We start from the raw sequence: 16,807 nt of genomic DNA on the forward strand, positions 1-16,807 counted from the left end.
TCAGTGCTTCCCGCCGAGCTCGAGCATCGTGACGCCGCCGATCACGAGCACCATTCCGGCGATCTGCACGAGAGTGAGAGGCTCCGTGAAGAACAGCCAGCTGATCACGACCACCAGCACGACTCCCACGCCGGCCCAGATCGCATAGGCGATTCCGAGCGGCACCCCCTTGGTGAGCGACTGGGAGAGCATGGCGAAGGCGGCGATGTAGCCCACTGTCACTATCGCGTAGGGCACGATCTTGTTCGTGCCATTCCCGGTGGCGAACTTGAGGGCCGTTGTCGCGATCACTTCCGCCACGATCGCACCGGCGAGGAAGAGGTATCCCATGCTGTACTCCTAAGATTGGTACAAATGTACCAGAATACCGAAGGGGGTGATCCCCGGTGCGGATGCGTCGCCGCGCGGGCGCTACAGTCGGGGGATGCCCGAAGCGCCTCGCAGCCGCCCCGAGAGCTACCTCGTGCTCCACACCCTGAGCGGTCATCTGCGCGCACGGCCCGCGGCGGTCTTCGCGGCACTCGACGCCCGCTTCCGCCCGAGCGAATCCTCCGACAGCCTCTACCTCGCTGATCCCTCAGCGTTCCTCATCGTGTCCCAGGGCGGCTGGTGGTACCGCGGGGAGTATCGGGTGGTCCCGGATGAACGCGGATCGCATGTCGAGCACGTCATGTTGAACGTGGCACAGACCGCTCGCTCGCTCGGGCGCTTCACCGGGCGTCGGGTCGTGGCTGACGCCCCCGCCGCCTTCGAGACCCTCCTGCGCCAGCTCCGACTCGAGCTCGAATAGCGCACCGCCCGACCAGCCGACTCAGCCCTTCGCGCGCTGTCCCTTCGTGCAGGTTGCCTGCGCGGCCGTCTGCCCGGTCGCGCTGCTCGGCAGGGCGACTCCCGGCGCGCCCGTCGCTGCGCCGCTCGCCGGCGTGGAGGGAGCCGTCGTCGCCGAAGGATCGGTCGTCGTGCCGTCTCCGGTCTTGCCGGTGAGCGAGACCGGCTGGTCACTCTTCAACGCGGTGAACAGCACCTGGGCCGCGCTGCGGATCGGCAGCACCCCGTTCTGGCCGGCCGCCGAACCATAGCTGCCGGGGTACTGCACGAAGACCACCTTGTCGAAGCTGATGTCCTTGACCGCGAGGGCCATGCTCACCAGGGTCGTCAGGTTGTTCAGCGAATCGGAGCGGGTGGTGTTGTCGATCACGGCCTTGGCGAGCGCGTAATCCTTCACCGGGTTGCCGAGGGTCTCCGGTGTCTTGATCTTGCGCACGAGAGCGGAGAGGAAGAGCTGCTGGTTGCTGATGCGGGCGAGGTCGCTCCCGTCTCCGACGCCGTAGCGCACCCGGAGGAACTGCACGGCATCCTGGCCGACGAGTGTTCGCTGGCCGGCATCCAGGTCGAAGTGGATCTGCTCGTCATGGATCGCCTTGGCGATGCAGACAGTGACCCCTCCGACGGCATTGGAGAGCCCGACCACTCCCTGGAACTCGGTGAGGGCCGCGTAGGGGATCGTGAGGCCCGTGAGATTCTCGACGGTCTTCACGATGCAGGGCAACCCGCCGTAGGTGAGCGCGACGTTGATCTTGTTGGTCTGGGCCGGAAAGTTGCCGCCCTTGGGATTCGGGCAGGACGCTATCGGCACAATGAGGTCGCGGGGGAAGCTCACCACTGTCGCGTTGCTGTGGTCGGCGGAGACATGAAGGAGCATGGTCACGTCATTGAGGTGCTCCCCGCGCTTGCCGTAGGTGCCGACATCCCCGCCGCCGCTGTCGCTCGCGGCGACAAGCACGTTGATGCCTCCCTCGAAACTTCCGATATCCGGCGGGGGTCCCTCGGTCTGGCCGATGAGCTTCACTCCCGGTTTCACGCTCTTCGCGACGTCGTAGACCGCGAAGCCGGCGACGGCCCCGGCGCTGACGAGCACCACAGCGAGCGCGGAAGCGATGAAGCCAAGCACCGTCACCGCGGGGCGGGAGCGCGGCAGTCGGCCGTGGCGGGCGACGGGAGGCATGCGGGAGCTTGGCATAGCACCAGACCCTAGCCGACGACCTAGGCTCGAAGGGTGTTCGAACTCCACCACCTCAGTGCCCAGGAGCAGTGGGACTGGTTGCAGCGCGGCGAGGTCACACCCGTCGAGCTCACCCGGCACTACCTCGACCGCATCGAACGGCTCGACGGCCATCTCGGCGCCTTCGTCACGGTGACGGCGGAGGCCGCCCTCCAGCGCGCGGATTCCCTCGCGTCCCAGGTGCCCAAGACCGCACCGCTCTGGGGGCTGCCGCTCGGAGACAAGGACCTCGTCAACCGGGCGGGGGTCCGCACCGGCTACGGATCACGACTCATGCGAGACTTCGTGCCCGAGAACTCGGATCCCATCGTCGAGGTGCTGGATGCCGCGGGCGCGGTGAGCCTCGGCAAGACCAGCGCCCCGGAGTTCGGCCTCCCCTCCTACACCGAGAGTCTCGTCGCTCCGCCCGCGCGCACGCCGTGGAACACCGCCCTCGGGGCGGGCGGCTCCAGTGGGGGAGCCGCCGTGGCGGTCGCGGCCGGACTCTTGCCCTTCGCGCCCGGTTCTGACGGCGGCGGCTCTGTTCGCATTCCCGCGGCGGCATGCGGCCTGGTCGGCCTCAAACCCTCCCGCGGTCTCGTGCCAAGCGGCACGGGGCTGAGCTCCCTCGGTGGCCTTGTCGTTCCGGGCCCGCTGGCGCGCACGGTGGCGGATGCCGCGATGCTGCTCGATGCCCTCATCGAGGGCGGCGACTATCCCTTCACCGTTCGGGCGCCCCGCTGGGACGGCGGAGCACTGCTCAACGCCGCGGTGCGCGGTGAGGGTCGGTTCCAGCTCGGCGTGATGACGACCTCGCCGTGGGACGATGCCTACGACATCGAGATCGCGCCAGAAGCATCCGCCGCCCTCTCCCTCGCCCTGTCTGAGCTCGACGCGGTCGGGCACGGCATCGAGGAGTTCGCTCTCGAACCGGACGAGTCCTACGCTCCGAACTTCCGAACGATCTGGCAGGCCGGTGCCGCGGGCATCCCCGCGGAGGGAGAGCAGCTCGAGCTTCTCGAGCCGCTCACGAAGTGGCTGGTGCTGAGGGGAAGGCAGGTGACGGCCCGGGAGTTGTCGAGCGCGCTCGGTGCTCTCGTCGAGTTCGAGCGGTCGATCATCCGTCAGTTCCGCCGGTTCGACGCGGTCGTCACCCCCAGCCTGGCGATGACGCCCCGCCCGGTCGGCTGGTACGACGCGGAGGATGCGGAGCGCAATTTCGCCCAGCAGGTGCAGTACACGCCCTTCACGTCGTTCGCGAATGTCACCGGGCTGCCCGCGATCACCCTGCCCGTCGCGCAGACCGCCGAGGGGCTTCCGATGGGGGTGCAGCTCGTCGGACGGCCGGGCGGTGAGCATGTGTTGCTGGCCATCGGCGCGCAACTCGAACGTCGCCTGCAGTGGCAGCGGCGGCATCCGCCACAGTGGTGACGGGCCGGGGGATCGTTGCTCTGGAGCTTCGAGCGGGCACCCGGAGCGTCGCTGCTCGGGCCAGTTTGTATCGAGTCGGGAGTTGTTGCGGCGTGAGTCGCGGGGAAACCGCAACAACTCCCGAGTCGATGCCGCGCGGGGACCCGTCCGAATTCGAGTCGGGGGTTATTGCGATCTGTGTCGGTTTCAACTCTCAACTACCCCCGAGTCGATTTTTGCGGCGATGCTCGGCGCTGCGACATCGGTCAGGCGGAGTGCGCGTTTCTTGCCCGGGATCCGCGTCGTCCCTATCCTTGGCGCATCACGGAGAACCCAGCCGGCGCACCCTGAAGGCCCGATCCGGCACACATCGCCAGAGAGCAGCTCGAGGCGGGGCATCCGGGGATAGGTAACGCTCATGAGAGCTTCACTTCGTACTGCCGCTGCCGCGGCACTGGCGGTCACCGCCGTCGTGCTCGGCGCCGGTCTGGCCCACTCCTCGCAAGCGGCGACTGTCGCCCTTCCGCCGGTCAACGGCCAGTTTGACTACCAGATCGGTGGCGCCTACACGCCGGCGTCATCGGTATCGATCGTCGATCGCGACCGCGGTGCGAGCCCGGTCGTCGGCAAGTACAACATCTGTTACGTCAACGCGTTCCAGACCCAGCCCGATGAGGCCTCGTTCTGGACCTCGAACCACAGCAACCTGCTCGTGAAGCGTGCCAACGGCGCCAACCTCACGGATCCAGACTGGCCGGGCGAGTTCATCCTCGATACCTCGACCGCGGCAAAGCGCACCAGCATCGCGGCCATCGTGAACGGCTGGATCGATGGCTGCAAGGCGAAGGGCTTCCGGGCCATCGAGCCCGACAACCTCGACTCCTGGACCCGGTCCCTGAACAAACTGACCAAGTCCGGCAACGTGGCCTATGCGACGCTGCTCGCGACCCACGCCCACTCCATCGGCCTCGCCATCGCCCAGAAGAACACGTCTGAGCTCGGCACCACCGGCAAGACCTCGGTCGGTTTCGACTTCGCCATCGCCGAGGAGTGCCAGGTCTACTCCGAGTGCGGCAGCTACACGGGGCCCTACGGTAACCACGTCATCGAGATCGAGTACACGGACAACGCCCGCAGCGCCTACACGAAAGCCTGCGCGGCCCAGGGCAAGTCCATCTCGGTGATCCTGCGCGACCGCGATGTGGTGGCGAAGGGACAGTCGGCCTACCGCTACGAGTACTGTTAGCGAGGGGCCGCGCGGGTGCCCCGCGAGGGGCCCAAGGGTGACCCGATGGCTTCCCGGGATCAGGCGAACAACTCGAGGTCGGTCTCGAGCAGCGCATATCTCCACCGGCCGGCGGAGAACGCGTAGACCGGCTTGTACAGGTCCTCATGGGGGTTGGTGAACAGCTCGCCGCCGCCGGGAAGGGGGGAGGCGATCCAGCCGAGCCCGACGAGGGTTGCCTTCTCCACGGTCGCCTGCGCGTCGGTGATCGGTGACGAGGCCAGGTCGTATGCGACATCGGAATTCGGATGCCCCCATTCGCAGGCGATCCCGCCAAGCTCGATGAACCGGTAGAGCTGGCTTCCCGGCGCGCGCATCCGCCCAGTGAAGTCGGGAACGAACTCGTTGGGGGCTGTGGTGACCGGAAGAGTGCCGCAGGCGTGACGATGTTCTTGCACGTGTCGGCTGCAGCCGCCGGAGCGGTCGCACCGGCCGACGAGCTCGGTGACGGGACCGGCTGTGCCGTTCGTGCCGGGCCGGTGCTACCGTTCGAGGTGCAGCCGGCTAGCAGGAGCACGGCCGCCACGAGCAGCGAGACTCGACGAGAGGAAGCATTTCTTCCCCCTGCTGGGCGGCGATTCGAGACAAGATCACATTTTAGAAACAGGCAGTCGTCAGCGGTCGCCGGTTCTCAGTCCGGCAGCCCGACCATTCGGGCGCTCTTCTCCCAGAGCTCGCGGCAGAGGGCGCCGTCGGAGGCTTGCTTTCGCTCGCGGCCATCCGGCTTCAGGCCGTCGAAGTAGGTGCCGCTCGGCGACACGATGCCGCGCTCCGCCGCGAGGTGGATGAGCGGGGCAGCACCCTGCTCCGGGCTGATCCCGAGCGAGCCGCGACTGATGAACTGTCCGAATTTCAGCAGAGCGGAGTCCGCTCCGAACCCGGTGGCCACGAAGCCGGGGTGGAACGAGTAGGCATCGACGCCGGAGCCGGCAGTTCTCTGCGCGAGCTCCCGGATGAACATGATCGTCTCGAGCTTGCTCGTGCCGTAGGGCAGCCAGCCGCCGGCATAGGCCCGACGTTTCCAGTCGAGGTCATCGAGGTCGAGCCGCGAGAACATGTTCGCCCCGCTGGCGGTGGAGATCACCCGGCCGGCGCTCTCGGCCAGCCGATCGAGCAGCAGGTTCGTGAGCAGGAACGGCGCGAGATGATTGTGCTGGAACGTGCGCTCATGACCGTCGGCGGAGAGCCCGCGGGTGCCCACCAGCCCGCCCGCATTGTTCGCGAGCACATCGATGCGCGGATAGCTCGCCAGCAGCTCCTCGGCAAGGGTGCGCACCTCGGCCAGACTGTCGAAGTCCGCGGTGAACGGGAATCCGCCCACCCGTTCGGCGACGGCCCGGGTGCGCTCGGCATTGCGACCCACCACCGCGACCGTCGCGCCCCTGGTCGAGAGTTCGATTGCCGCGGCACGGCCGAGTCCCGAACTCGCTCCCGTGATCACCATGACCCTGCCACTCAGTTCTGCGCTGGCTCCGCTCATCGGTAGCCCCCTTTCTCTAGTCCTGCTTCTCCTTCGAACCTGTTGAGTTCGGCGACGGGTCCCGCGGCGACATAGAGCGGGATGAACGCGAGGCCGTAGTGCTTCCACTGGGCCCGATGCACCGCTTCGTGCTGCAGGACGTGCGGGGAATGGTTGTCTCGGGTGAGGTAGACGGCACCGATCGTCGTTCCGCCGCGACCGAAGGCCCAGCGGGGGCACCCTCGGGCGACGATCACTCCGCCCGCCTGCCCCAGGCGACCCCGGCTCAGGATGCCGCCCCAGACGAGCCCGCACAGGCTCGCGAACCAATACCCCGGGCGGGCCACAAGTGGGCTCAGCATCACGAGCCGGAGTCCGGGCAGCACGGTGCCCAGGTTGACCACCCGCACCATGGCGCGCTGCAGCGCTCGGGTCGTGGGGGGCATGATTCGTTTCTACACCCCTCGGGTGCCCCCGCTCGGCCACCGCTCGGGCGGCACCCCTACAGTGTTCTTATGATCGCGGTGTACCCATGACCGGCACAGTGCACCGAGTCGCGCTCGTATCGATGCACAGCTCGCCCGCGGCGCTCGCCGGAAGCGGAGACTCCGGCGGCATGAACGTGTCGCTGCTCGCCACGGCGACCGAGCTGGCAGCACGCGGGGTCGAGGTCGACCTCGTCACCCGGACCACCGGCAGTGCCGCCGTCACCTCCCTTGCCGACGGCGTCGAGCTCCACGAGTTGGCGGCCGGGGGCCCGGGGGTGATCGCGAAGGATCGGCTCGGCGAGGTCGCCGACGAGTTCGGCGAAGCGGTGGCGCAGCTCACCGGCCGAGCCTCACCGCGCTACGACATCATCCACGCCCACTATTGGCTCAGCGGGCTCGCGACCCTGCCCGTCGCGCTCGAACTGGGTCTGCCCTTCGTGCAGAGCTTCCACACCCTCGGAGCCATGAAGAATGCGAACCTCGCGCCCGGGCAGACTCCGGAACCCGAGAGAAGACTGCTCACCGAGATGTATCTCGCGAACCAGGCGAGTGCCATCGTCGCCGGCTCGTCCGCCGAGGTGTCGTCGCTCATCGACGCGGTGCGAGCACCTGCTGATCGGGTCTGGGTCATTCCGCCCGGCGTGGACGTCGATCTCTTCACGCCGATGCGGGCGGATGCGGCGGAGTCGCGCGTGCGTCGCGAGCTCGGGATCGCTGCCGGCCGGCCGATCATCGCCGTCGTCGGCCGAGTGCAGCCGCTCAAGGACCAGGAACTCGCGATCCGGGTGCTCGCCGAGTTGCACGCTCTGCGTGACTCCGCTGCGGTGCTGGTGGTCGCGGGGGAGGCGACCCCCGGAGAAGCCGGCTACGCGGCATCCCTGCAGTCGACCGCCGCCGAACTCGGAGTGCTCGCGGAGGTGCGATTCGCCGGGGCGCTGTCGCGAGAGCGCCTCGCCGACCTCCTCGCCATCGCCACGGTCACCCTCGTTCCCTCGCACTCGGAGACCTTCGGCCTTGTGGCACTCGAATCCGCGGCCAGCGGCACCCCGGTGATCGCTTTCCGCGGGGGCGGCCTGGTCGAGTCGGTGTCTGCAGGGGTGTCCGGGCTGCTCGTCGACTCGCGAGACCCCCGGGCTTGGGCGCAGGCTACAGTCTCCCTGCTCGACGACGGGGCCGGACTTCAGCGGCTCTCTGGATTCGCCCGGCACTACGCCGAGGGATTCACCTGGGCAGCCACCGCCACCGCGCTCATCGGGGTGTACGCGAGCCTCGGCCGAGTCGGCGGATCCGCTCAGGGGCGGCCGTAGGTCTCCAGCAGCCGCAGCCAGATCTCGTTCATCGTGGGGTACGCCGGCACCGCGTGCCACAGCCGATCGATCGGCACCTCACCGACGATGGCGATCGTCGCCGCGTGCAGCAGCTCCGAGACATCCTGCCCCACGAAGGTGACGCCGATGATCACCGCGCGTTTCTCGTCAACGACCATGCGTGCCCTGCCCTCATAGCCGTCGGCTTGGACAGCGGATCCGGCGACCGAGCCGAGGTCGTAGTCGACCACGCGGATGTCGTACCCGGCCTTCTCCGCCGCCGCGGCCGTGAGTCCCACCGACGCCACCTCCGGTTCGCTGAACGTCACCTGGGGCACCATCTCGTGGTCCGCGGTGGCGGCGTGCTTTCCGAAACGGTTGTCGTGCACTCCGGTGCCGAGGGCACGGGCGGCGATGACATCGCCAGCGGCGCGGGCCTGGTACTTTCCCTGGTGGGTGAGCAGCGCGCGATGATTGACATCCCCGCAGGCGTACAGCCAGTCGAAGCCCTTCACCAGCATGGTGTCGTCGACCTCGAGCCAGTCGCCGGGGGTGAGACCGATGTTCTCGAAGCCCAGGTCGCCGGTGCGGGGCACGCGCCCGATCGCGACGAGCACCTCGTCGGCGACGACAGTCGAGCCGTCGTCGAGAGTGAGGGTGACACCCTCGTCATCCCGGCGGGCAGAGGTGGTCTCCACACCCGTCAGCACCGTCGCGCCGAATTTCTCCAGGGATGCCGTCATCAGTTCGCCCGCGAAAGGCTCCTGGGTGCCGAGGAGGCCGGAGCGCGCGATGATGGTGACCTCGGTGCCGAAGCTCTGGTACGCGGTCGCCATCTCGACCCCGACGACTCCGCCGCCGATGATCGCGAGCCGCTTCGGGGCGACTTTCGCGCTCGTCGCATCCCGGCTGGCCCACGGGGAGACCTCCGCGAGGCCCGGGATCGCGGGCAGCAGGGGATCGGATCCCACACTCACTGCCACGGCGTGCCGCGCCGTGTAGACGGTGCCGTCGACGGTGACCTGCTTCTCGCCGGTGAGGCGCGCGTGGCCGCGGACGAGGGAGATGCCCGCACCTTCGACCCACTTCACCTGGCTCTCGTCGTCCCAGTCGTGGGTGAAGCTGTCGCGACGGGCGAAGGTCGCTGCGACATCCACCCCGCCCTTCACCGCCTCGCTGGCACCGCCGACGGCCTTCGCGGCGCGCAGCACGATACCGGCCCGCAACAGCACCTTGGAGGGCATGCACGCCCAGTACGAGCACTCGCCGCCCACCAGTTCGCTCTCGACGAGCAGGGCGGTGAGGCCGTCCTGCACCGCGCGTTCGGCGATGTTCTCCCCGACGGCGCCGGCGCCGATCACGATCAGGTCGTAGGTGGTGTCGATCATGTGCGCTCCCAGTGGGTCGGTGACAGGGTGGTTTCTATTCGCGGGATCCGAGCCACGTGACGATTTCCGAGGCGTGATTCTGGGGGTCGTCGACGGGGAAGAAGACCCTTTCGATGGTCGACCCGTTAGCGATGATCGTCAAGCGACGGTAGAAAGTTTCTGCGCCCGCGACGAAGGTCGGCAGGTCGAGGGCGTCCGCAAGGAGGAGCCCGGGATCCGAGAGCATGGCGAAGGGCAGGTGCAGGCGCTCCACGGCTTCGGACTGGAAGTCGGAATCCTGGGTCGACACCCCGAAGACCCGGGTTACTCCCGCCGCTCGAAGCTCGGCGAAGTGGTCGCGGAACGAACAGGCCTCCGGCGTGCAGCCGCGCGCACCCGGGATCACGTCCCAGCCCGCTGGCGCTTCGGTGCCGGGGCGGCCGGTGCGCGGGTAGACGTAGAGCACGGTGCGACCGCTGAGGGCGGAGAGGTCGACATTCGACCCGAAGGTCGCCCGCAGGCTCAGCGCGGGAAGCCGGCTGAGCTCCCTCACCGACCGACGAATTCTGCCGTCGTGCGCGTGACGAACGCCGTCATGCCGATCGCGGCATCCTCACTCTGCACGAGTCGTACGAGTTCCGGCTGGAGTGCGGCGGCGGCCGCGGCATCGCCCTCGCGCAGCGCGAGTCGTGCGTTGGCGAGCGCGGCCTGCACCGCGAGCGGGGCCTGAGCGGCGATGCGCTGGGCGAGTTCGAGCCCGCGGTCGTACTGTGTGCCGTCCGGCACGACCTCCTGCACCAGGCCGATGCGATGTGCCTCCGCCGCGTCAAAATGGTCACCGGTGAGAATCCAGCGCATCGCGTTGCCCCAGCCGACCGCGCGAGGAAAGCGGATCGTCGCGCCGCCGAAGGGCAGGATTCCTCGGGCGACCTCGATCTGCCCGAACCGGGTGGATGCCGCGGCCACCGCCATGTCGCTTGCGAGCATCAGTTCGATTCCGAGGGTGAGGCAGGTGCCCTGAACGGCGATGACCACGGGCTTGCCGAGCTGCCGGCCGGAGACCTGCCAGGGATCGATTCCCCCCTCGGGAACCGTGTGCAGGCCGTCTGCTCCGATTCGAGGCGCGACGTCGGCGAGATCCAGACCGCCGGTGAAATGGTCTCCGTGGGCGAAGACGAATCCGGCCCGCAGCTCCGGATCACGCTCGAGCTCGCCGTAGGCGAGAGCGAGTTCCTGCAGCAGGGCGAAATCGGCTGCATTGCGTTTTTCCGGCCGGTTGAAGCCGATGAGGAGCACGTGCCCGTCGCGCTCCACCGTGATTCGGTGTGATTCGGGGGTGGTGTCGGTCATCGCTGGCCCTTCGGAACGCGGTCGGCTTCGATCGGCCGTTGCTCAATGCTAGGTGCTGTGCCGACAGGGCGGGGCTCAGCTCGCGAGCGCTCCGATGATGCGCAGGATGCTGCCGAGATCGTCGGCCGCATCATCCGCCGACGCCGGTGCGAACTCGGTGACCGCGGCTCCGGCCAGCGGAAGAGCCGCCTTGGCCGCGGCGATCACCGAGAGCAGAGTGGAGAGGGAGACGCCGAACGGCTCCGGGTAGCCGAGAGAGCCGAATTCGGCCGGGTCGAGCACGTCGAGGTCCACGTGGAGGTAGACAGAGGTCGCGCCGCTCGCTACCAGGGCGGCGGTGATCGAGTGCGCGTCGAGGGCCTCCGGAGCGATGACCGGGATACCCGCGGACTCGATGTAGGCGAGTTCGCCGTCATCCAGCGCGCGCGTGCCGGCGAGGATCACGCGCTTCGGCGAGACCGGCGAGTCGGGCACCAGCGCCACCGGCCCATCGCCGAGGAGAGTACGAAGCACCATGCCGTGAAAGGCTCGCGACGGAGACTCCTCCGGGGTGTTGAGGTCGGCGTGGGCGTCGATCCAGACCACCGCCATGTCCTCATGGCGTGATCCGGCATGGTGGATGGAAGCGAGGTCGACTCCGCAGTCTCCGCCGATCGTGATCGCCAGGCCGGACACGGTGGCGAGCGCGGCCAGCTGGGTGTCACGGACCTGGCGGAGCGAGCTCAGGCGCAGAACCTCGCTGCCCTCGTCGGTGCCGGCTTCGGAGGGCACCTCGACGAGGACGGTTGCCGAGACCGGCAGGTCGCCGCTGATCGCCAACGCACCCTCCGCGAGCCTCATGGCACGGGACGAACCCGAGCCTTGCCATTGGGGGACAACGAGAAAAGTGGCGGCCACCTGTCAAGTATGGCCGCCACCGGGTGAAGAAGGAGTGATCAGATCGTGCGGGGTGCCTTCGCCAGGTTGGCCTCGAGCTCGGGGACGGTCTGGCGGCTGCCGTAGGCCGGGCGGTCGCGCTCGACGCGCCAGCTCTCGGAGAGCGGGCCGATGTTCACGGTGTCGAAGCCGAATTCGTCGTAGAGCTTGGTCACGAAGTCCGAGGCATCCGCGAAGTCGGAAGACGTGGCGAGGGCACGTCGCTTCGGGTCGCCCTGGGGGAAGCCATCCGCGGTGATGTCCGCTGCGGTGATGTGGTTGAAGCCCTTCGCCACCCGGGAGGTGGGCAGGTGCTCCTGCAGCATGCCGCTGACGGTCGTCGCGCCCGCGTCGAGGGCGTCGATGTGACCGTCGCGCTCGAAGTAGTAGTTGTTGGTGTCGACCACGATCTTGCCGGCGAGCGGCTCGACGGGCACGTCTGCGTAGGCCTTGAGTGGCACGGTGACGACGGCGACATCCGCGGCCTCGGCGGCCTGGATGGCGGTGCCGGCCGTGGCCTTCGGCCCGAGCTCTGCCACGAGTTCCGTCAGGGTCTCAGGTCCCCGTGAATTGCTGATGACGACGTCGTAGCCGTTCTCGACCGCCTTGCGGGCGACCTGGCTGCCGATGTTTCCTGCTCCGATGATTCCAATAGTTGTCATGTGTGAAGTAACCGGGGAGGGGGAGGAATTGTTCCCACGAGACCACGGTTCGTCGGGGAGCCCGCCCCGCCGACCGTATCGAGACGCGATAGGGAGTCTCGATACGGGTCGGCGGCGCTTCCCGCTCGACCGGCGAGGGCTACTGCTCGATCGCCGAGGGAGCCGGGGCACCGGCCTTGAGGGCGGCGAGCCTGGCGTCGAGCTCCACGGAGTCATCCGAGGCATCCAACTGCTCGAACTGGGCATCGAGGCTCGAGGCGGCGAGTTCCTGGCGGCCGAGGACTGTCGCCTCCTGGCGACGGATCTTGTCTTCGAAGCGGCTGATCTCGCTCGTGGGGTCGGTGAGGTCGATCGACTTGACCGCATCCTGCACCTGGGTCTGAGCCTCAACGGTCTTCGACCGGGCGATGAGCTCGTCGCGCTTCGACGACAGCTGGCTCAGCTTGGTGCGCATGGCATCGAGGCCGCGTTTGAGCTGGTCGACGACCGCGGTCTGGGACGCGATGGTCGGCTCGGCGTCCTTCGCTTCCTTCTCGGAGGCCATCTGGCGCCCGAGCGCCACCTTCGCGAGGTTGTCGAATTTGTCGGCGTCTGCGGCATTGCCCGCGGCGCGCAGTTCGTCGCCCTTCTTGCTCGCCGCCAGCGCCTTGCGGCCCCAGTCCGCGGCATTGTCGATGTCTTCCGCGTGATCCTGTTCGAGCAGGCGGAGGTTTCCGATGGTCTGGGCCACCGCGCTCTCCGCCTCGGAGATGCTGCTCGTGTAGTCACGGACCATCTGGTCGAGCATCATCTTCGGGTCTTCGGCCGAATCGAGCAGCGCATTGATGTTGGCCTTGGCCATCTGAGCGATGCGTCCGAGAATTGACTGCTTTGCCATGGTGTTTCCTTTCGTTGTGCATTGCGAATCCGGATATCTGGATGAAGCGATAGGCCTTAGAACCGGCCGCCACTCGAGCGGCCGCCGCCCCCGCCGCCGCCGAAGGAGCCACCGGAGCTCCGTGAGCTGCCGCCGAAGCCGCCAAAGCCGCCGAAGCCGCCCATGCCTCCACCGCCGAAGATGCCGCCGCTGTTGCCTCGACCGCCTCCACCGCTGAGCATGCCCCCGATGAGGCCGCCGAGGATGGCGCCGCCGAGGCCGCCACCGAAGCTTCCCCCCGGGCCGCCACCCAGACCAGCTCTGCCTGCGGAGTCGACATCGTTCTGAGCGAGGGAGAGCGCCTGCGCCGCAAGGGACTGGGCCGCCGCCGCCTCAGCGAGCGCCGTCACCGGGTCTGAGGGCGCGAGGCCGACGGCGGCTTCGAGATGGCGGGTCGCTTCTGAGACCCGGGTTCGGGCGGTGCTGCCGACCCCGCCACGGCGGGTCGTGATGAAGTCGTTGGCCGCCGAGATCTGGCTGGATGCCGCGCTCATGGCGGTCGGCAGCTGCGCGGTCGCGGACTGCACCTTCTGCTGTTGGTCCCGCACGGCGTCGAGCACCCGGTCGAGCGCCGCGTTCGCGGTGGTGAGCGAGGCGAGACTCGACAGCGGATCGGCGGGGCCGGCTCCGGAGGTGGCAGCGGCCAGCGCGGCTTCGGCGGCCGCTACCGGCTGGCTGAGGGAGCCGGATGCCGTGGCCGGCAGGGCGCGCGCGGTGACGAGGTCCTGCTGGGTGTCTGCGACCGCGGCGGCGAGCTTGCTTCGGGCATCCGTGAGACTGGACGCGAGAGTATCGATCGCGTCGAGCAGCTGGGTGGTCTGGCCGATACTGGCCTGGGCCGCGCGCACATTGATCGCCGCGGCACCGGAGTCTCCACTGGCGATCGCGGCCTTCGCCGTCGATCCGGCGGTGCCGACAAACTCGAGGAGTTTGGCCACCTGGTCGGGATTGCCGATGATCGAGGACAGCGCCGCCGCCGAAAAAGTCGCCTGCAGGCTGCTGAGAGTCGCGCGCGCCGTCACGAGCCGCGTCGACACCGCCTCGGCATCCGTCACCACGCTCTCCAGCGCCAGCGGCGCGGTCTGTTCGAGCTTGCGCAGGTCGTCGAAGGCGTCAGCCTGGGCATCGAGTTCCGCGTCCGCGGCTTGGCAGAGTTCGATGATGCGGGAGGTCATCTGCCGCTTCTGTTGCGGCGTCTCCGGCACGGAGTCATCGAGCTTCTGGCGCAGGGTGAAAGCCTCGGCCACCTGGGATTTCGCGGTCGCGAGAGTGGCGCTGAACGGTGTCGTCACTTCGGTGCCGAACTGGGCGATGGCGAAACCGAGCTCCTGTTCGCTCGTCTTCAGCGAATCGTCGAGCTGCACGAGAAGACTGCCGGCCTTCTGGTCGAGCTCCTCCTGGCTCGGACCGGCGGGAGCGGATGCCGCACCGCCCGCGCTGCGGCGTCGCGACCTCACGAAGAACACGATCCCGAGCACGACGAGGGCCAGCAGGATGAGCAGGATCACGAGGGGAAGCACGGAACCGCCGCCGGAGTCGGCGGGGGTGCCCGGTGCGTTGGTGTCGGACCCACCGCCGGTGCTCCCGCCGGTGCCACCGCCGGACACACCGCCGGTATCTCCCGCATATCCCTTCGCTGCGGCCACGGCGGCACCCACCCAGTCGCTCTTCTTCAGCGCCGGGATGATGTCGTTAGTCTCAACGGCATCCGTGGTGGACGGGTCCGGGGCCGACGCTCCGTAGGAGATCGAATAGTTGCGATCCACCGTGGCCACCGCAAGCAGGATGTCGTTCGCGCCGAGTCCGTTCTTCTTTGCGACACTCGACGCCCAGGTGGTCTTGTCGGAAACTCCGGTGAAACTGTCGACGTAGACCACGAAGAGCTGGAGTTTCGTCGCAGCGTAGAGCGCGTCGGTCGCCGCGGTGATCTCGGATCCGCGGGACGCGACCGCATTGACGGTGTCCACGACGTAGGCTCCGCCGAGATCGACCGGTGACTGGGCCTGGGCGCTCAGCGGCGCCGCCAGGGCGGCGACCAGGGCGATCGCGAGCGCGGCGGCCAGCCGGGAGACCCGGGTCGTGACGGTGACGCGAATGGCAGACTCCTTCGACCGCGGGGGATGACGATGGCGCTGTCGCCTGCGATTCTACTGAATCCCCCTCAGCGAATGAAGGACGGTTATCGCAGGATCACCGGCGAGGTCGGCCCGGTCACCAGGTCGGTGCCGAGGAAGGAGCCATCCGCGGCCTGGCGGCTGAGGTCGAGGGCTGCGGACACCCGGTAGTCGCCCGGTGCGAGATGGGGGAGGTCGTCGCGAAAACTCCCGGCGCTGTCGTCTTCTGCCGAGCAGGTGACCGGCACGAACGATGCCGGGTAGGTCAGGGATGCCCCGGGCGCGAGGTCGACGAGGGCGGCCATCGCGATCATGGCACCGTTGCTGTGCCACAGCACGACCCCGTCCCGGGAGAGAGTGATGGCCGGGCTCGCGGCAGTCGTGCCGGTGATGTGCTCGGTGCCGGTGTTGGTGAGGGTCACCGTGCCGGAGACGCGATCGGCGGAGGCATCCGCCGGTTCGAAACGGGTCGTGAGAACGAGGCCATCGGCATTCGGGGCGACATCGGCGAGAGTGCCGCCACAGAGGTTGATCCTGTCGGCGGGAGCGCGTGTGAGCCCGCCATCGGTGGCGGAGCTCCCGAGGGGGGAGTCGCCCCTCGTCTCCGGTGCGCTGGCGCTGGTGGCCGACCCCGAGCTGAACGATGGCATGAGACCACGGATGCCGGTGAACCCGGCGACCCCGATGCCCGCCACCGCGAGGGTCGTGGCGCTGCCGACCGCGAACTGCTGCGCGACGCGGCGACGAGAGCTGCGGCGGAGCACGCGCGAGAGGTCGACTGTGCCGAGGGAGGGGCCGGCCTCGGCGAACATCTTCTTCAGGTCAGATTCTGTGGACATGGATCGCTCCCTGTGGGTTGGTGGATTGCGGAGTGGATGCGGCGGGGCCGGGTTCGTCGGAGAGCGAGACGGCCATCTTGGCCAAGCCGTTGCTGAGATAGCGCTTCACCGCGCCGGAGGAGATGCCGAGCCACTCGGCGATGTCGTCGACCTTGAGGTCTTCGTAGTAGCGCAGCACGATGCAGGCCCGCTCCCGCGGGCTGAGCCGCGCCAGCTCAGCCGTGAGGTCGATGCGGCTGTCGGTGGCGGGAGCGGTGGACTCCTGGGCCTCTGGCACGGCGGCGAGGTGCGCGATGCGGCGCCAGCGGGTGGTGCGGCGCCCCCTGTCGAGCCAGGTGTTGAGGATGGCCCGACGCACATAGGCTTCGGCGCTCGAAACCGTGAAGCCGTTGCGCAGGCGGCCGAAGGTCTTGACCAGGGCATCCTGCACCAGGTCTGCCGCGTCGTCCGGGCTGCCGCTGATCAGCCAGGCGTACCGCGTGAGGGCGTCGCCCCGCTCGGCCACGAGCGACTGCACGACCGATTGCCAGCCGCCGTAAGCCGGCTGATCCTGTGGTGTTGCCGCGGCCATCCGGTTCCCCTCGCGCGTCTTCTCAAAGAGTGTCTACCTTCTGAGACGCACGAGGGGGAGAAAACGTTGTGACCGCGTGCCGA

At 68.4% G+C, this 16,807-nt stretch carries 17 protein-coding genes and 1 pseudogene; 4 read left to right on the plus strand and 14 right to left on the minus strand.

Annotation, left to right across the window (positions count from 1 at the left end):
• Positions 1-330 carry a DMT family transporter gene (locus ABIB54_RS08530; RefSeq protein ID WP_354575097.1) on the minus strand — a complete coding sequence of 110 codons (330 nt, stop codon included), beginning with the start codon at positions 328-330 and terminating at the stop codon, positions 1-3.
• Between the two features lie 94 nt (positions 331-424).
• On the opposite strand from ABIB54_RS08530, the gene ABIB54_RS08535 reads away from it, so the two are divergent.
• Entirely contained in the window at positions 425-790 is a 366-nt protein-coding gene (locus ABIB54_RS08535; RefSeq protein WP_354575098.1) for a hypothetical protein, read from the plus strand.
• 21 nt (positions 791-811) lie between these two features.
• Here ABIB54_RS08535 and ABIB54_RS08540 read toward each other — a convergent pair whose 3' ends face one another.
• Positions 812-2,020: an LCP family protein gene (locus ABIB54_RS08540; RefSeq protein ID WP_354575099.1), complete on the minus strand. Its 1,209-nt coding sequence runs from the start codon at positions 2,018-2,020 to the stop codon at positions 812-814.
• Between the two features lie 36 nt (positions 2,021-2,056).
• Here ABIB54_RS08540 and ABIB54_RS08545 point away from each other — a divergent pair, with 36 nt between their 5' ends.
• Positions 2,057-3,472 (plus strand): amidase, encoded by a 1,416-nt coding sequence (locus ABIB54_RS08545; protein ID WP_354575100.1) that lies wholly within the window; start codon positions 2,057-2,059, stop codon positions 3,470-3,472.
• Between the two features lie 397 nt (positions 3,473-3,869).
• Entirely contained in the window at positions 3,870-4,697 is an 828-nt protein-coding gene (locus ABIB54_RS08550; RefSeq protein WP_354575101.1) for an endo alpha-1,4 polygalactosaminidase, read from the plus strand.
• Positions 4,698-4,756: 59 nt separating this feature from the next.
• Here the strand turns inward: ABIB54_RS08550 and ABIB54_RS08555 are convergent, their stop codons facing one another.
• From ABIB54_RS08555 to ABIB54_RS08565, 3 genes are all read right to left on the minus strand, one after another.
• Complete coding sequence (locus ABIB54_RS08555) at positions 4,757-5,134, minus strand: hypothetical protein (RefSeq protein ID WP_354575102.1); 378 nt, start codon at positions 5,132-5,134, stop codon at positions 4,757-4,759.
• Between the two features lie 233 nt (positions 5,135-5,367).
• Complete coding sequence (locus tag ABIB54_RS08560) at positions 5,368-6,216, minus strand: SDR family NAD(P)-dependent oxidoreductase (RefSeq protein WP_354575103.1); 849 nt, start codon at positions 6,214-6,216, stop codon at positions 5,368-5,370.
• Positions 6,213-6,641 (minus strand): hypothetical protein, encoded by a 429-nt coding sequence (locus ABIB54_RS08565; RefSeq protein ID WP_354575104.1) that lies wholly within the window; start codon positions 6,639-6,641, stop codon positions 6,213-6,215. Before ABIB54_RS08565 ends, ABIB54_RS08560 begins: the two co-directional genes overlap by 4 nt.
• Positions 6,642-6,727: 86 nt before the next feature.
• Here ABIB54_RS08565 and ABIB54_RS08570 point away from each other — a divergent pair, with 86 nt between their 5' ends.
• The gene (locus ABIB54_RS08570) at positions 6,728-7,990 is read left to right on the plus strand and encodes a glycosyltransferase (protein ID WP_354575105.1); all 1,263 of its coding nucleotides are present in this window, start codon (positions 6,728-6,730) and stop codon (positions 7,988-7,990) included.
• Here the strand turns inward: ABIB54_RS08570 and ABIB54_RS08575 are convergent.
• The 9 genes and pseudogenes from ABIB54_RS08575 to ABIB54_RS08615 all read right to left on the minus strand — a co-directional run bounded on the left by ABIB54_RS08575 (position 7,975) and on the right by ABIB54_RS08615 (position 16,724).
• Positions 7,975-9,378 (minus strand): dihydrolipoyl dehydrogenase family protein, encoded by a 1,404-nt coding sequence (locus ABIB54_RS08575; RefSeq protein ID WP_354575106.1) that lies wholly within the window; start codon positions 9,376-9,378, stop codon positions 7,975-7,977. The two genes, ABIB54_RS08570 and ABIB54_RS08575, sit on opposite strands and share 16 nt — an antisense overlap.
• 34 nt (positions 9,379-9,412) lie before the next feature.
• Positions 9,413-9,910: a peroxiredoxin gene (locus ABIB54_RS08580; protein ID WP_354575107.1), complete on the minus strand. Its 498-nt coding sequence runs from the start codon at positions 9,908-9,910 to the stop codon at positions 9,413-9,415.
• Positions 9,907-10,707 (minus strand): crotonase/enoyl-CoA hydratase family protein, encoded by an 801-nt coding sequence (locus ABIB54_RS08585; protein ID WP_354575108.1) that lies wholly within the window; start codon positions 10,705-10,707, stop codon positions 9,907-9,909. Before ABIB54_RS08585 ends, ABIB54_RS08580 begins: the two co-directional genes overlap by 4 nt.
• A gap of 75 nt (positions 10,708-10,782) precedes the next feature.
• A complete protein-coding gene (locus tag ABIB54_RS08590) occupies positions 10,783-11,604 on the minus strand; it encodes an arginase family protein (RefSeq protein WP_354575109.1) in 822 nt (273 codons plus the stop codon).
• Positions 11,605-11,642: 38 nt separating this feature from the next.
• Positions 11,643-12,296, minus strand: a pseudogene (locus tag ABIB54_RS08595) (NADPH-dependent F420 reductase); the annotation flags it as partial.
• 127 nt (positions 12,297-12,423) lie between these two features.
• A complete protein-coding gene (locus ABIB54_RS08600) occupies positions 12,424-13,161 on the minus strand; it encodes a PspA/IM30 family protein (RefSeq protein WP_354575111.1) in 738 nt (245 codons plus the stop codon).
• A 56-nt stretch (positions 13,162-13,217) separates the two neighbouring features.
• Complete coding sequence (locus ABIB54_RS08605; RefSeq protein ID WP_354575112.1) at positions 13,218-15,167, minus strand: TPM domain-containing protein; 1,950 nt, start codon at positions 15,165-15,167, stop codon at positions 13,218-13,220.
• A gap of 212 nt (positions 15,168-15,379) precedes the next feature.
• Complete coding sequence (locus ABIB54_RS08610) at positions 15,380-16,153, minus strand: hypothetical protein (protein WP_354575113.1); 774 nt, start codon at positions 16,151-16,153, stop codon at positions 15,380-15,382.
• Positions 16,137-16,724 carry a sigma-70 family RNA polymerase sigma factor gene (locus tag ABIB54_RS08615; RefSeq protein WP_354575115.1) on the minus strand — a complete coding sequence of 196 codons (588 nt, stop codon included), beginning with the start codon at positions 16,722-16,724 and terminating at the stop codon, positions 16,137-16,139. The genes ABIB54_RS08610 and ABIB54_RS08615 overlap by 17 nt, the downstream gene beginning before the upstream one ends.
• Positions 16,725-16,807: the final 83 nt, after the last annotated feature.

The sequence above is a fragment of the Frigoribacterium sp. UYMn621 genome (genome assembly GCF_040549525.1).
GTDB lineage: Bacteria > Actinomycetota > Actinomycetes > Actinomycetales > Microbacteriaceae > Lacisediminihabitans.

What these genes read in the sequence shown, in the direction of transcription:
- ABIB54_RS08585 (WP_354575108.1), bottom strand. Translation starts at nt 10,707, where the DNA reads ATGACCGACACCACCCCCGAATCACACCGAATCACGGTGGAGCGCGAC.
- ABIB54_RS08540 (WP_354575099.1), bottom strand. Translation starts at nt 2,020, where the DNA reads ATGCCAAGCTCCCGCATGCCTCCCGTCGCCCGCCACGGCCGACTGCCG.
- ABIB54_RS08575 (WP_354575106.1), bottom strand. Translation starts at nt 9,378, where the DNA reads ATGATCGACACCACCTACGACCTGATCGTGATCGGCGCCGGCGCCGTC.
- ABIB54_RS08600 (WP_354575111.1), bottom strand. Translation starts at nt 13,161, where the DNA reads ATGGCAAAGCAGTCAATTCTCGGACGCATCGCTCAGATGGCCAAGGCC.
- ABIB54_RS08610 (WP_354575113.1), bottom strand. Translation starts at nt 16,153, where the DNA reads ATGTCCACAGAATCTGACCTGAAGAAGATGTTCGCCGAGGCCGGCCCC.
- ABIB54_RS08530 (WP_354575097.1), bottom strand. Translation starts at nt 330, where the DNA reads ATGGGATACCTCTTCCTCGCCGGTGCGATCGTGGCGGAAGTGATCGCG.
- ABIB54_RS08550 (WP_354575101.1), top strand. Translation starts at nt 3,870, where the DNA reads ATGAGAGCTTCACTTCGTACTGCCGCTGCCGCGGCACTGGCGGTCACC.
- ABIB54_RS08615 (WP_354575115.1), bottom strand. Translation starts at nt 16,724, where the DNA reads ATGGCCGCGGCAACACCACAGGATCAGCCGGCTTACGGCGGCTGGCAA.
- ABIB54_RS08535 (WP_354575098.1), top strand. Translation starts at nt 425, where the DNA reads ATGCCCGAAGCGCCTCGCAGCCGCCCCGAGAGCTACCTCGTGCTCCAC.
- ABIB54_RS08560 (WP_354575103.1), bottom strand. Translation starts at nt 6,216, where the DNA reads ATGAGCGGAGCCAGCGCAGAACTGAGTGGCAGGGTCATGGTGATCACG.
- ABIB54_RS08565 (WP_354575104.1), bottom strand. Translation starts at nt 6,641, where the DNA reads ATGCCCCCCACGACCCGAGCGCTGCAGCGCGCCATGGTGCGGGTGGTC.
- ABIB54_RS08570 (WP_354575105.1), top strand. Translation starts at nt 6,728, where the DNA reads ATGACCGGCACAGTGCACCGAGTCGCGCTCGTATCGATGCACAGCTCG.